The following is a 13,012-nucleotide window of genomic DNA, read 5'->3' on the forward strand; positions in this document are numbered from 1 at the left end:
CCGCCACGAGACAGCAAGGACGCTGACATGACCGACCGCCACGAGATGACCCTCACCTCCGCCGGCTACTACGTGAGCCAGGAGGCGCCGATCCGCACGGAGAACCCGATCGCGACGCCGCAGAGCACCCCGCCCGACGTCCTGCGCTGCGCGTACATGGAGCTCGTCGTCACCGACCTCGCCGCGTCGCGCGTGTTCTACGTCGACGTGCTCGGCCTGTACGTGACGGAGGAGGACGACGAGGCGATCTACCTGCGCTCGACCGAGGAGTTCATCCACCACAACCTCGTCCTGCGCAAGGGCCCGGTCGCGGCGGTCGCCGCGTTCTCGTACCGCGTGCGCTCTGCCGAGGACCTCGACCTCGCCGTCGCGTTCTACTCGGAGCTCGGCTGCGACGTGCGCCGCAACCCGGAGGGCTTCGTGAAGGGCGTCGGCGATTCGGTGCGCGTCGTCGACCCGCTCGGCTTCCCGATCGAGTTCTTCCACCGGTCGGACCACGTCGAGCGGATGTCGTGGCGGTACGACCTGCACATCCCCGGCGAGCTCGTCCGCCTCGACCACTTCAACCAGGTCACGCCTGACGTGCCGCGCGCCGTGAAGTTCATGCAGGACCTCGGATTCCGCGTCACGGAGGACATCCAGGACGACGAGGGCACGGTCTACGCGGCCTGGATGCGGCGCAAACCCACCGTGCACGACACGGCCATGACCGGCGGCGACGGACCCCGCATGCACCACGTGTGCTTCGCGACCCACGAGAAGCACAACATCCTCGCGATCTGCGACAAGCTGGGCGCTCTGCGGCGGTCCGACGCGATCGAGCGCGGGCCGGGCCGCCACGGGGTGAGCAACGCGTTCTACCTGTACCTGCGCGACCCCGACGGGCACCGCGTCGAGGTCTACACGCAGGACTACTACACGGGCGACCCCGACAACCCCGTGATCACGTGGGACGTGCACGACAATCAGCGTCGCGACTGGTGGGGCAACCCGGTCGTGCCCTCCTGGTACACCGACGCCTCGCTCGTTCTCGACCTCGACGGCAACCCGCAGCCGGTCGTCGCGCGCACCGACAGCTCGGAGATGGCCGTGACGATCGGCGCCGACGGCTTCTCGTACACGCGCGCCGACGAGGGCGAGAAGAAGCTCGGCAACCAGCTGTAAGGGGACACGGATGCTCTCTCACGACGACATCGCACGGATCGCCGCCGAGCTGGCGGAAGCCGACCGCGCGCACGGCGTCATCCAGCGCATCACCGCGCGCTATCCGGAGGCGACGGTCGAGGACTCCTATGCGATCCAGGGCGTGTGGCGCGATGCGCAGATCGCCGCGGGTCGCCGTCTGGTCGGCCGCAAGATCGGCCTGACGTCGAAGGCGATGCAGCAGGCGACCGGCATCACCGAGCCCGACTACGGCGTCATGTTCGACGACACCGTGTACGAGTCGGGGGCCGAGATCCCGACCGACCACTTCTCGAACGTGCGCATCGAGGTGGAACTCGCCTTCGTGTTGAAGACCGCGCTCGAGGGCCCCGACTGCACGCTCGACGACGCACTCGCGGCGATCGACTATGCCGTCCCCGCCCTCGAAGTGCTCAATTCGCACATCGAGCTCGAAGGGCGCACGATCGTCGACACGATCAGCGACAACGCGGCGTACGGGGCGATGGTGCTCGGCACCGAGCGCCGGAGGCCGGACGAGATCGACCTGCGCTGGGTGCCCGGCGTGCTGTCACGCAACGGAGAGATCGAGGAGACCGGCGTCGCCGCCGGAGTGCTCGGGCACCCGGCCACGGGCGTGGCCTGGCTCGCGAACAAGTTCCATCAGCACGGCGCGCGCCTGGAAGCGGGCGAGATCATCCTGGCAGGATCGTTCACACGCCCCCTGTGGGTGTCGCGCGGCGACGAGGTGCTGTGCGACTACGGACCGATGGGAACCATCACATGCCGCTTCGTCTAGACGCGTCGTTCCGCGAAGCCCTCACGGGATCACCCCGTCCCCTGATCGGGATGTGGGCGTGCTCGGGCAGTCCGCTCGTCACCGAGGTCGCCGCGGGATCCGGGCTGGACTGGCTGCTGATCGACATGGAGCACTCGGCGAACACGCTCGAGTCCACCCTGGTGCAGCTGCAGGTCGTCGCGGCGTATCCGATCACACCCGTCGTGCGGGTGCCGTCGAACGACCCCGTGTCGATCAAGCAGGTGCTGGATCTCGGCGCGCAGAACATCATCGTGCCGATGGTGTCGTCCGCCCAAGAGGCCCGCGCGGCCGTCGCCGCCACCCGCTATCCGCCCGACGGCGTCCGCGGCGTCGGCAGCGCGCTCGCCCGCAGCGCCCGGTGGAATCGCGTCGACGGATACCTCCGCGACTCCTCCCGGCACACCTCGCTCACGGTGCAGATCGAGACCGCGGCGGGCGTCGCCGCGGCATCCGAGATCGCAGCCGTCGACGGAGTGGATGCCGTCTTCGTCGGCCCGTCCGACCTGTCGGCCTCGATGGGACTGCTCGGTCAGCAGACGCATCCCGACGTGGTCGCCGCCGTCGAGAGCGTGTTCGCGGCCGTGCGGGCGGCGGGGAAGCCGGTCGGCGTGAACGCGTTCGATCCGACCGCCGCTGATGCGTACATCGCCGCCGGCGCCGCCTTCGTCGCGGTCGGCGCCGACGTGGCACTCCTCGCCCGCGCGTCCGAGGCTCTCGCCGCGCGGTTCATCCCGGCATCCGACGGCTCCGACCGCGCGAGCTACTGATCAGTCCTTTCGAATCGCGCGAATCGCACTTTCGGCAGGTCCACAGTCGCCATTCGCGCGATTCGAAGTCGGCCGGCCGGTGCCAGGATGGTCTGATGCACACGAGTGACCCCGCGCGATGATCCGCGCTCTCGCCGCGATGCAGGACCGTGGATTCCGCTGGTTCTTCCTCGCCCGCGCGATCACGATGATCACCGGGTCGATGTCGTCGATCGCGCTCGCGTTCGCGGTGCTCGAGATCGACAACGACCCGCAGTCGCTGTCTCTCGTGCTCGCCGCTTTCACGCTCAGCAACGTCGTCTTCCTGCTGTTCGGCGGCGTCGTGGCCGACCGTCTGCCTCGGGCGCTCATCATCCAGTCCTGCTACGTGATCGACATCGTCAGCATCGGCGCGATGGCCGCCCTGCTGTTCACCAGCACGGCGACCATCCCGCTGCTCGCGCTGCTCTCCGTGCTCAACGGCGCGTCGACCGCGTTCGTGCTCCCGGCGATGCAGGGCATCATCCCGCAGCTGACCACGCCGGAGCACCTGCAGCAGGCCAATGCGATGTTGTCCTTCGTGCGTTCGGCGACCACCATCGGCGGACCCATCATCGCCGGCATCGTCGTCGCCACCGCCGGCCCCGCCTGGGTCATGGTCGCGCAGGCCGTCGCGTGGGCCGTCGCGATCCCGATCCTCGCGATGGTGCGACTCCCTCCCCCCGTGCACGGGGGCGGCACCTCCCTGTTCCACGACCTCCGTGTCGGCTGGCAGGAGTTCTCGAGCCGCACCTGGCTGTGGACGATCGTCGTGGCGTTCATGATCATGAACGCCATCCACATCGGAGCCTGGGGCGTCGTCGGCCCCTACATCGCGAAGAACGACGACCGGCTCGGCGTCGCCGGGTGGGGGTGGGTGGTGAGCGCCGAGGGCCTCGGCATCCTCCTCATGACGCTGGTGCTGATGTGGTTCCCACTGAAGCGCCCCCTGCGGTACGGCATGATCGGCATGGCGACGTTCGCGATCCCCCTCACTGTGCTCGGCGTCCACCCCGCCGTGGTGCTCCTCGCGATCGCCGCGTTCGTCGCGGGAGCGGGCGCCGAGGTCTTCAGCACCGGATGGAACGTCGCCATGATGGAGAACGTGCCGGGCGACAAGCTCTCGCGCGTCTACAGCTACGACATGCTCGGCAGCTACGTGGTGCTGCCCGTCGGCACCCTCGTCTACGGCTGGCTCGTCTCGCACAGCGACGTCGTCACCGTGCTCATCTGGTCGGGGACCGCATACGCCGTGATCGCCCTGCTCGCCCTCGCGGTGCCGAGCGTCTGGCGCATGGGTCGGCCCGCCGAAGCACTCGGCAGCTGACCCAGCGGGTTGGCGGATTCATAGCAATCCGGGTGAGACTGTGAGCATGACCTTCGCCGCGCTCCAGCCCCTCGCCGACCGTGCCGCACTGTTCACCGCCCTCCGTCAGGACGCCCTGGCGCAGGAGCTCGAGAAGCTCGGCGACAACCGCTGGGATGCCGACATGGCCGCCGGCACGATCACGTTCACGTCGAACGCCGATCCGGCACGCCAGCTCGTCGCCCGCGCGCACCTCGTCGCCACGATCGCCCCCGGACCCCGCTCGCTGCTCTGGGCATGGGCGCACCCGCAGGGCGATGCCGCGGGGATCGCGGCCCAGCTGCGGGACTACGGCACCGAGCACGGCATCCCCGCGCTCAGCGACGCCGAGCTCCCCTTCCCCGCCGACGCCGGGGGCGACGAGTGGATCGCCTCGGCGGGCCACACCGTCGGAGCGGTCGCGGTCGAGCTGACCGGCCGCTCGCCGTACTACGTGGCCCCGGTGGGTGGCGGGACCTCCGCGGTGTTCCTCCTCGACGCCCCGATCGCACCGCTCACGGTCGCGTCCGCCGCGATCGCGCTCCCCCGTATCCTGTCGGGCCTCGCTCTTCCCGACGCACGCACCTCGGTGTGGGACGCCGCTCGCCTCGCCGGCTGGAACCTCAGCTGGACGGACGAGTCGTTCTCGGGCGCGACGGTGACCGACTCCAGCGGCTCGGCGACGTTCCGCTTCGACGACCAGGCGCGCATCGCGAACATCGAGAGCAGCCTGCAGCCCCAGGGCTAGGTCGAACGACTCGGCCGGGCGTCCGACAGCTGACCCGCGCGTCGCACACATGCAGCGGTGTCGCAGGAATCCGGAGAATCCCTGCGACACCGAAGCTGATCTGCGACCGTAGCGCCTGTCAGGCCAACCGCTCCGCGGCCTCCACCACGTTCGTCATGAGCAGCGCGACCGTCATCGGCCCCACGCCACCCGGGTTCGGCGACACCCAGCCCGCGACCTCGGCCACGTCGGGGTGCACGTCGCCGAAGACGAGGTTCTTGCCCGTCTCGGGGTCGGTCTCGCGCGTCACGCCCACGTCGAGCACCGCTGCGCCCGGCTTGACGTCCTCGGCGCGGATGAGGTGCTTCACCCCGGCGGCGGCCACGATCACGTCGGCCTCACGCAGGTAGCGCGGCATGTCGACCGTGCCCGTGTGCGTCAGCGTGACGGTGGCGTTCAGGTCGCGGCGCGTCAGCAGCAGCCCGATCGAACGACCGATCGTCACGCCGCGGCCGACGACGACCACGTGCTTGCCCTTCAGGTCGTAGTCGTTGCGCAGCAGCAGCTCGATCACTCCGCGCGGCGTGCACGGCAGCGGGGTGTGGATCGGGCTGTTGACGTTGAGCACGAGGCGCCCCAGGTTGGTGGGGTGCAGGCCGTCGGCATCCTTCGCCGGGTCGATCCGCTCGAGGATCGCGTCGGTGTCGATGTGCTTCGGCAGCGGCAGCTGCACGATGTAGCCGTGGCAGCTGTCGTCGGCGTTGAGCTCGTCGATCAGAGCCTCGACGTCGGCCTGCGTCGCATCGGCCGGCAGCTCGCGCTGGATCGAGTTCATGCCGATCGCCTCGGACTGCCGGTGCTTCATGCCGACGTAGAGCTGGGATGCCGGGTCGGCGCCGACCAGCACCGTGGCGATGCCGGGGACGATCCCCTTCTCCTTCAGCGCGGCGACCCGCTCGGTGAGCTCGGCCTTGATCGCGGCTGACGCCGCCTTGCCGTCGAGAACGCGAGCGGTCACTGCTGCAGGTCCGGGTACAGCGGGAAGGCGGCGGCGAGCGCGTCGACCCGAGCGCGGAGCGCCTCGACGTCGGCACCGGGGATGAGCGCCAGAGCGATCACGTCGGCGACCTCGGTGAACTCGGCGTCGCCGAATCCGCGCGTCGCGAGGGCGGGCGTGCCGATGCGCAGACCCGAGGTCACCATCGGCGGCCGCGGGTCGTTCGGCACCGCGTTGCGGTTCACGGTGATGTGGATCTCGTGCAGCAGGTCTTCGGCCTGCTTGCCGTCGAGCTCGGCATCCCGCAGGTCGACCAGCACGAGGTGCACGTCGGTGCCGCCGGAGCGGACGCCGATGCCGGCATCCTTCACGTCCTGCTGCGACAGACGCTCGGCGATGATCGAGGCCCCGCGGAGGACGCGCTGCTGGCGCTCCGCGAACTCGGGCGTCGCCGCGAGCTTGAACGCGGTCGCCTTCGCCGCGATCACGTGCATGAGCGGGCCGCCCTGCTGACCGGGGAAGACCGCGGTGTTGATCTTCTTGGCGATGTCGGCGTCGTTCGTGAGGATGAAGCCCGAGCGGGGGCCGCCGATCGTCTTGTGCACGGTCGACGACACGACGTGTGCGTGCGGCACGGGGTTCGGGTGCAGACCGGCGGCGACGAGGCCGGCGAAGTGCGCCATGTCGACCCAGAGCAGCGCTCCGACCTCGTCGGCGATCGCGCGGAATGCCTCGAAGTCGAGGGTGCGGGGGTACGCCGACCAGCCGGCGATGATGACCTTGGGCTTGTGCTCGAGAGCGAGGCGGCGCACCTCGTCCATGTCGATGACCGAGGTCTCGGGGTTCACGCCGTAGGCGACGATGTCGTAGAGCCGGCCGGAGAAGTTGATCTTCATGCCGTGCGTGAGGTGGCCGCCCTGGTCGAGCGACAGACCGAGCAGGGTGTCGCCGGGGCGGGCGATCGCGTGCAGGACGGCGGCGTTCGCCGACGCGCCGGAGTGCGGCTGGACGTTGGCGAACTCGGCGCCGAACAGGTCCTTCGCGCGCTGGATCGCGAGCTCCTCGGCGACGTCGACCTCTTCGCAGCCGCCGTAGTAGCGACGGCCGGGGTAGCCCTCGGCGTACTTGTTCGTCAGGACGGAGCCCTGCGACTGCAGCACGGAGACGGGCACGAAGTTCTCGGACGCGATCATCTCGAGGAACGTCTGCTGACGGGCGAGCTCGCGGTCGAGTACCTGAGCGATCTCGGGGTCGACCTCGGCGAGCGGGGCGTTGAAGTAACGGTCGGTCATGGTGACATGCTCCTCTGACAACGGAATCGAAGGGTGTTCCTATCGGCCCAGGCGCGCGGTCGAAGTCCGTGGTCAGTCGCTCCCCGGTGGTAGTCCACCCAGACGCCAGTCGCGACGGTTCGAGCATACCGGATCCGCCCTGTCGTGGCGGCGCGTCCGCAGGGTAGGTTTTTGTTCATGGTCCGTCCTCTTCCCCTCCCTCTGGTCCCCCTCCCCGCCTCCGCCATCGTCGGCGAAGGGCGGATGCCGGTCACCGAGAGCATGCGAGTCATCGGCGACTCCCCCGCCGCGATCCAGCTGATGGATGCCGTGGCGCACCGCACCGGCATCCGCCTCACCACGACCGACGTCGCCGAGCCCGGCGCGATCACCCTGCGCGTGGAGTCCGGCGCCGCACCGACGGAGGGATACCGCCTCTCGATCGGGGAGAACCTGCAGATCGTCGGCGGCGACGAGGCGGGGCTCTTCTACGGCGTGCAGACGCTCCTGCAGCTGCTGACCGAGGAGAGCGGCGTCTGGAGCCTCCCCCGCGTCGAGATCACCGATGCTCCGCGGTTCCCCCGCCGCGGAGTCATGCTCGACGTCACCCGCCACTTCTTCGACGTGGCCGAGGTCAAGCGCTTCATCGACGAGACCAGCGCGCTCAAGTACAACCACCTGCACCTGCATCTCAGCGACGACCAGGGCTGGCGCATCCAGATCGACTCGTGGCCGAAGCTCACGGAGCTGTCATCGGCGTCGGCGGCCGACGGCGACCGCGGCGGCTTCTACACGAAGGACGAGTACCGCGACATCGTGGCGTACGCGGCCGCGCGGCACATGATCGTCATCCCCGAGATCGACCTCCCCGGGCACACGCACGCGATCGGCGTCGCCTACCCCGACCTCGTCGAGGAACCCGTGCTCAACGACGCCCTCGTGTCGCAGGCGAAGGAGCTCGATCAGCCGCTCCCCGTGAAGGGCGAGCCGTACCTCGGCTGGGGTGTCGGCCACTCGAGCGTCCGGATCCACGAGGAGCGCACGTACGACTTCGTGCGCGATGTGATCCGTGAGCTCGTCGAGCTCACCCCCGGACCGTACATCCACATCGGGGGCGACGAGTCGCTCGGCACTCCGCAGGCCGACTTCGACCTGTTCGCCGAGCGCGCCACCGCCATCGTGATCGAGGAGGGCCGGATCCCGGTCGCCTGGCACGAGATGGGGTCGGCCGCCGGCATCGCCGAAGGCACCGTCGGCCAGTACTGGGGCATGACGACGCCCTCCGAGACGCACGCCGCCGAGGCGGCGCGCTTCGTCGAACGCGGCGGAGCGCTCATCGTGTCGGCCGCGGACGCCGCCTACCTCGACATGAAGTACACGCCCGACTTCCCGCTCGGCCTCACCTGGGCCGCCGTGGTCGACGTGCAGCGCGCGTACTCGTGGGACCCGACCGCCGTGCTCGACGTCCCCGACACCGCGATCCTCGGCATCGAGGCGCCGCTGTGGAGCGAGACCACCCGCACCTACGCCGACGTCGAGCAGCTCGTGTTCCCGCGCGCGGCGGCGCTCGCGGAGGTCGCCTGGTCGCCGCAGGAGGGCGAAGGGCGCGACTGGGAATCGTTCCGCGACCGCATCGCGACGCTCGCACCGGGGTGGCGCGCCCGCGGCGTGAACTTCCACGCCTCACCCGAGATCGACTGGGTCGAGCAGTGACGGTGGCGCCGACCGCCTCTGGGTCGCTCGTGATCCACCGCGCACGGCTGGTGCACGGCGGCACCGTCGTCGACGACGCCTGGGTGCGCATCGAGGACGGCCTCGTCGTCTCGACCGGCACCGGGAGCACGTGGGATCCGGCTGATCTGATCGTCGATGCGCAGGAGGCCGCAGGCCGGGGCGCTGTGCTCACCCCCGGCTTCGTCGACATCCACGGGCACGGCGGCGCGGGAGCGGCTTTCGACGACGGGATCGACGCGATCCGCACGGCCCGTGCCCTGCACCGCGCACACGGCACCACCCGCGCCGTGGTGTCGCTCGTCACGGCACCGCTCGACGACCTCGCGCACCGCGTCGCCGAGATCGCGGAGCTCATGCGCAGCGACCGCGACATCCTCGGCTCGCACCTGGAGGGGCCGTTCCTCGACCCCGGACACCACGGCGCCCACGAACCGAGCCTGCTCCGCGCTCCGGTGGCGGCGGACGTGGCCCGACTGCTCGAGGCGGGCTCCGGCACCGTGCGCCAGGTCACGATCGCGCCGGAGCTGCCAGGCGGGTTGGATGCCGTGCGGCTGATCGTCGAGGCGGGAGCGGCGGCGGCCGTCGGCCACACCGACGCAGACGCCGAGATGGCCCGCGCGGCGTTCGACGCCGGAGCGTCGATCCTCACCCACGCGTTCAACGCGATGCCCGGCATCCATCACCGCGCGCCGGGCCCGGTGCTGACGGCAGCAGCCGACCACCGCGTCGTGCTCGAGGCGATCGCCGACGACGTGCACCTCGACCCGCATGTCGTGAAGCTGCTCTTCGACTCCGCTCCCGACCGCGTGGCGCTGATCACCGACGCCATGGCCGCAGCGGGAAGCGCCGACGGGCACTACGACCTGGGCGCCGTGAGCGTGACCGTGCAGGACGGCATCGCCCGTGCCGACGACACCGGATCGATCGCCGGTTCGACGCTCACGCAGGACGTCGCTCTGCAGCGCGCGGTGGCCGCAGGAATCCCGCTCCCCGTCGCGGTCCGCGCCCTCACGCGCACCCCCGCGTCCGCGATCGGATACGGCGACCGGCTCGGCGCGCTCTCCCCCGGGTACGCCGGCGACGCCGTGCTGCTGGATGCGGAGCTGCGCGTCGCGCGCATCTGGGTGGGCGAACTCCCCTAGCTCGCTGCGCGACGACGCGCAGCTCTGCGCTCTCCGGTCTTCTTTTCAGGGTGGAGGGCCGCCTTTCCCCAGAATGGCGGCCCCCGCACTTTCCCTTCTCAGAGCTGGCGGGCCGGGAACTCCTCCCCCGAGGTGCCCGACCCGCCATTCACCGGTGCTCATGCCCCTCGGCACCAGCGCCTGGTCCTTCCGCCCCCCGGTGGAGGACCATGGCTGTCTCTATGGGATGAGACGAAGGTCCTCGCGATTCATTACGCGACTTCTCAGATTTTCTTCGGACTTTTTCTGAGCCCCCATGTGGAATCGCTCTGACCTGGGATTTTCCCGTCGGGAGGCGATCGATGAGAGTTCCAGCCCGGGGTGGCGAACCTGGGAGATCGGAGGGAGAATGGAGGAGGCGCGTGATGAAGGACGGTCTCACGCGTCTCTTCATGTGGAGACGCATCCGCTCTCCATGACAGATGGATGACAGTGAGCCAGGACACCACAGCGAACGACCAGAAGGTCTCGAACGAAGAGATCATCGCCGACGCCGACCTCGTACTGCGCACCCGCTCGGGTGACGCCGCCGCCTTCGGCGAACTCTGGAGACGTCACTACCCGTCGGGCATGTCCGTCGCCCGCTCCATCACCTCGTCCATCGACCCCGACGACCTCGTCCAGGAGTCGTACACGCGCATCTATCAGGCGATCATCAAGGGCGGCGGCCCGAACGGCTCCTTCCGCGCGTACCTGTTCACGAGCATCCGCAACACCGCGGCCGCATGGGGGCGCTCGCGCCGGGAGTCGGCCATCGACGAGCTCGACACGGTCGCCGACCCCGACAGCACCGAGCAGGCCACGAACGAGGCTCTCGACCGCAGCCTCACCGCCCAGGCCTTCCGCAGCCTCCCCTCGCGGTGGCAGGAGGTGCTCTGGTACACCGAGATCGAGCAGATGAAGCCGGCCGAAGCCGGCCCCCTTCTCGGCATGAAGGCGGGTGCCGTCTCGCAGCTCGCCTTCCGCGCTCGCGAAGGTCTGCGCGAGGCCTGGATCCAGGCGCACCTGCGCAGCGCCGAGCCCGGCTCCGACTGCCAGTGGACCATCGAACACCTCGGCGCGTACTCGCGCGGCAACCTGGGCGTGCGCGACAAGAAGCGTCTCGAAGCACATCTCGAGGACTGCGCGCGCTGCATGATCGTCGCCGCGGAGGCCAAGGACGTCTCGACGCGCCTCGCCCTCGTGCTCCTTCCGCTCGTGCTCGGCGTCACCGGCGCGACCGGTTACCTGGCCACCCTGCAGGCGGGCGGAGCCCCCGTCGTCGCGCTCGCCGCGATGCCGTCGGCCATCACCCAGGGCGCCGTCGTCGTCGGCTCCGGCGCCGCCGCCACCGGAGGCGCCTCGTCGGGCGCCGGAGGAGGCTCGTCGGGCGCCGGAGGAGCAGGAGCAGGCGGGTCCGGTGGTGCCGGCGCCGCAGGCGGAGGCGTGCTCAGCGGAGTGGGGGCCCTGGTCGGCGCAGGCTCAGCCGCCCTCATCGTCGCCGGCGTCGTCACGGCGGCGACCATCATCCCCGGACTCGCCGGAGCGAACCCCGCGGCGTCTCTGCCCAGCGCGGGCGACAGCGACTCGTCGTCGATCAGCGCCGACGTCGGTCCCGACGAGGCGATGGCGGCCGACAAGCCCGTCACCGTCGAGACCCCGGCCCCCGAGCCCGTCGTCCCCCCGGTCGAGACTCCGGTGACGCCCGAGCCCGCCGAGGACCAGGCCCCCACGACCGCGCCCGCCGCGGCAGCGCCGGTCGCCCCGATCGCGCCGCCCGTCACCACGCCCGGTGGCGAAGAAGCCGGCGGCGAAGAGCCGGGAACGGAAGAGCCCGGCACGGAGCAGCCCGGGGTTCCCGCGGGGTCACCCGGCTTCTCGCGGGCGACTGCGGAGTTCGTCATCGGCGGCCCCAACATCGTCACGACCCACTACGTCGTCCCCGTGTCGGGTGCCACAGGCGCCACGGTCGGGTCGCGCATCGGCGGAGGCTCCGGCGGTACCGGTCAGACGGTGCTCACGGCTGCCGACACCGACCCCGCCGTCGGCTACGGCACGATCGACCTGCGGCCGACGCTGCAGCAGCTCTGCACCAACGCGACGGTCGAGTTCTTCTACGTCGGCGACGGCGTGACCGGCACCGCCACCACGACCACGCTCCGCGACCTGCACTCGTTCGATCCGGGCATCATCCTCTGCTCCCTGGTACCGGAGGAGGGCGCTGACGCTCCCGCCGACGTCCCCGCAGACGCCGAGCTTCCCGCAGACGCCGAGCTTCCGGCAGACGCCGAGCCTCCCGCAGACACCACCTCGCCGGCGGATGCCGACACCAGCCCCGCACCCGTCGTCGAGCCAGCGCCCGTCGTCGAGCCGGCCCAGGTTCCGGCGGAGCAGGCACCGGCGCCGCAGCAACAGGTCGAGCAGGCACCGGCCGAGAACGAGGCGTTCACCGTGGTCGACGCGCCTGTCCAGGAGCTCCTCGTGGACGAGTCGACCTCGATCGACGCGGTTCTTCTCGTCCCCTGATCGCGGCCGACCGCTCGCTCGCGAGCTCCGGCGGCGAATCGGCCTGATCCGCGGCGAATTAGACTGGAACCATGCCCGAGGAACCCTCCGCCGTACCCGGCGTGAACCGCCCGACCATCACCGCGCTCGACGTCATCCGCTCGATCGTCCTGGTGATCTCCGTCGCGACGCTCGCGCTGTGGGGCTTCGCCACCTGGCCGCTGCCCTGGAACATCGTCCTCGGCATCGGGGCACCGGTTCTCGTCATCCTCGTCTGGGCTCTGTTCCTGTCGCCGCGACCGGTGCTGCGCCTGCACCCCTTCCTGCGCGCGGCGGTGGAGCTGCTCATCTACGTCAGCGTCACGATCGCGTGGTGGCTCATGGATCAGCCCGTCATCGGTCTGGCCTTCGCCCTCGTCGCCGTGGGCGCCGGGGTCGTCAGCGGCCGGCGGCGCATCGCATGACGACCGGCGACTCCGGCATCCGCGCTATCGAGCCCGCGCCTCG

11 protein-coding genes and 1 riboswitch are annotated in these 13,012 nt (G+C 70.4%); of the genes, 9 read left to right on the top strand and 2 right to left on the bottom strand.

Annotated elements, in window-relative coordinates; all coding sequences use genetic code 11:
• Nucleotides 1-27 precede the first annotated feature (27 nt).
• The 5 genes from hpaD to MRBLWO14_RS03930 all read left to right on the top strand — a co-directional run bounded on the left by hpaD (nucleotide 28) and on the right by MRBLWO14_RS03930 (nucleotide 4,859).
• On the top strand, nucleotides 28-1,164 hold the full coding sequence (hpaD, locus tag MRBLWO14_RS03910; protein ID WP_341935154.1) for a 3,4-dihydroxyphenylacetate 2,3-dioxygenase: 1,137 nt from the start codon (nucleotides 28-30) through the stop codon (nucleotides 1,162-1,164).
• A gap of 10 nt (nucleotides 1,165-1,174) precedes the next feature.
• Complete coding sequence (locus MRBLWO14_RS03915; RefSeq protein ID WP_341935155.1) at nucleotides 1,175-1,960, top strand: fumarylacetoacetate hydrolase family protein; 786 nt, start codon at nucleotides 1,175-1,177, stop codon at nucleotides 1,958-1,960.
• Nucleotides 1,945-2,748 carry an HpcH/HpaI aldolase/citrate lyase family protein gene (locus tag MRBLWO14_RS03920; RefSeq protein WP_341935156.1) on the top strand — a complete coding sequence of 268 codons (804 nt, stop codon included), beginning with the start codon at nucleotides 1,945-1,947 and terminating at the stop codon, nucleotides 2,746-2,748. The genes MRBLWO14_RS03915 and MRBLWO14_RS03920 overlap by 16 nt, the downstream gene beginning before the upstream one ends.
• 118 nt (nucleotides 2,749-2,866) lie before the next feature.
• Nucleotides 2,867-4,093 carry an MFS transporter gene (locus MRBLWO14_RS03925; RefSeq protein WP_341935157.1) on the top strand — a complete coding sequence of 409 codons (1,227 nt, stop codon included), beginning with the start codon at nucleotides 2,867-2,869 and terminating at the stop codon, nucleotides 4,091-4,093.
• 46 nt (nucleotides 4,094-4,139) lie between these two features.
• Complete coding sequence (locus MRBLWO14_RS03930; protein ID WP_341935158.1) at nucleotides 4,140-4,859, top strand: DUF6882 domain-containing protein; 720 nt, start codon at nucleotides 4,140-4,142, stop codon at nucleotides 4,857-4,859.
• 118 nt (nucleotides 4,860-4,977) lie between these two features.
• Here MRBLWO14_RS03930 and MRBLWO14_RS03935 read toward each other — a convergent pair whose 3' ends face one another.
• Both MRBLWO14_RS03935 and glyA read right to left on the bottom strand, forming a co-directional pair.
• On the bottom strand, nucleotides 4,978-5,856 hold the full coding sequence (locus MRBLWO14_RS03935) for a bifunctional methylenetetrahydrofolate dehydrogenase/methenyltetrahydrofolate cyclohydrolase (protein ID WP_341935159.1): 879 nt from the start codon (nucleotides 5,854-5,856) through the stop codon (nucleotides 4,978-4,980).
• Nucleotides 5,853-7,127, bottom strand: coding sequence for a serine hydroxymethyltransferase (gene glyA, locus MRBLWO14_RS03940; RefSeq protein ID WP_341935160.1), 1,275 nt, complete (start codon nucleotides 7,125-7,127; stop codon nucleotides 5,853-5,855). Before glyA ends, MRBLWO14_RS03935 begins: the two co-directional genes overlap by 4 nt.
• A 38-nt stretch (nucleotides 7,128-7,165) precedes the next feature.
• Nucleotides 7,166-7,250: riboswitch (ZMP/ZTP riboswitch) on the bottom strand.
• 54 nt (nucleotides 7,251-7,304) lie between these two features.
• On the opposite strand from glyA, the gene MRBLWO14_RS03945 reads away from it, so the two are divergent.
• The 4 genes from MRBLWO14_RS03945 to MRBLWO14_RS03960 all read left to right on the top strand — a co-directional run bounded on the left by MRBLWO14_RS03945 (nucleotide 7,305) and on the right by MRBLWO14_RS03960 (nucleotide 12,969).
• Nucleotides 7,305-8,819 (top strand): family 20 glycosylhydrolase, encoded by a 1,515-nt coding sequence (locus MRBLWO14_RS03945; protein ID WP_341935161.1) that lies wholly within the window; start codon nucleotides 7,305-7,307, stop codon nucleotides 8,817-8,819.
• A 2-nt stretch (nucleotides 8,820-8,821) separates the two neighbouring features.
• Nucleotides 8,822-9,982, top strand: coding sequence for an N-acetylglucosamine-6-phosphate deacetylase (gene nagA / locus MRBLWO14_RS03950; RefSeq protein WP_341935162.1), 1,161 nt, complete (start codon nucleotides 8,822-8,824; stop codon nucleotides 9,980-9,982).
• Between the two features lie 471 nt (nucleotides 9,983-10,453).
• Complete coding sequence (locus MRBLWO14_RS03955; RefSeq protein ID WP_341935163.1) at nucleotides 10,454-12,526, top strand: sigma-70 family RNA polymerase sigma factor; 2,073 nt, start codon at nucleotides 10,454-10,456, stop codon at nucleotides 12,524-12,526.
• Nucleotides 12,527-12,597: 71 nt separating this feature from the next.
• Nucleotides 12,598-12,969: a YrdB family protein gene (locus MRBLWO14_RS03960; RefSeq protein ID WP_341935164.1), complete on the top strand. Its 372-nt coding sequence runs from the start codon at nucleotides 12,598-12,600 to the stop codon at nucleotides 12,967-12,969.
• The last annotated feature ends 43 nt before the right edge of the window (nucleotides 12,970-13,012 follow it).

The organism is Microbacterium sp. LWO14-1.2 (assembly GCF_038397715.1).
GTDB lineage: Bacteria > Actinomycetota > Actinomycetes > Actinomycetales > Microbacteriaceae > Microbacterium.

What these genes read in the sequence shown, in the direction of transcription:
- MRBLWO14_RS03945 (WP_341935161.1), top strand. Translation starts at nt 7,305, where the DNA reads ATGGTCCGTCCTCTTCCCCTCCCTCTGGTCCCCCTCCCCGCCTCCGCC.
- MRBLWO14_RS03960 (WP_341935164.1), top strand. Translation starts at nt 12,598, where the DNA reads ATGCCCGAGGAACCCTCCGCCGTACCCGGCGTGAACCGCCCGACCATC.
- MRBLWO14_RS03915 (WP_341935155.1), top strand. Translation starts at nt 1,175, where the DNA reads ATGCTCTCTCACGACGACATCGCACGGATCGCCGCCGAGCTGGCGGAA.
- glyA (WP_341935160.1), bottom strand. Translation starts at nt 7,127, where the DNA reads ATGACCGACCGTTACTTCAACGCCCCGCTCGCCGAGGTCGACCCCGAG.
- hpaD (WP_341935154.1), top strand. Translation starts at nt 28, where the DNA reads ATGACCGACCGCCACGAGATGACCCTCACCTCCGCCGGCTACTACGTG.
- MRBLWO14_RS03920 (WP_341935156.1), top strand. Translation starts at nt 1,945, where the DNA reads ATGCCGCTTCGTCTAGACGCGTCGTTCCGCGAAGCCCTCACGGGATCA.
- MRBLWO14_RS03930 (WP_341935158.1), top strand. Translation starts at nt 4,140, where the DNA reads ATGACCTTCGCCGCGCTCCAGCCCCTCGCCGACCGTGCCGCACTGTTC.
- MRBLWO14_RS03925 (WP_341935157.1), top strand. Translation starts at nt 2,867, where the DNA reads ATGATCCGCGCTCTCGCCGCGATGCAGGACCGTGGATTCCGCTGGTTC.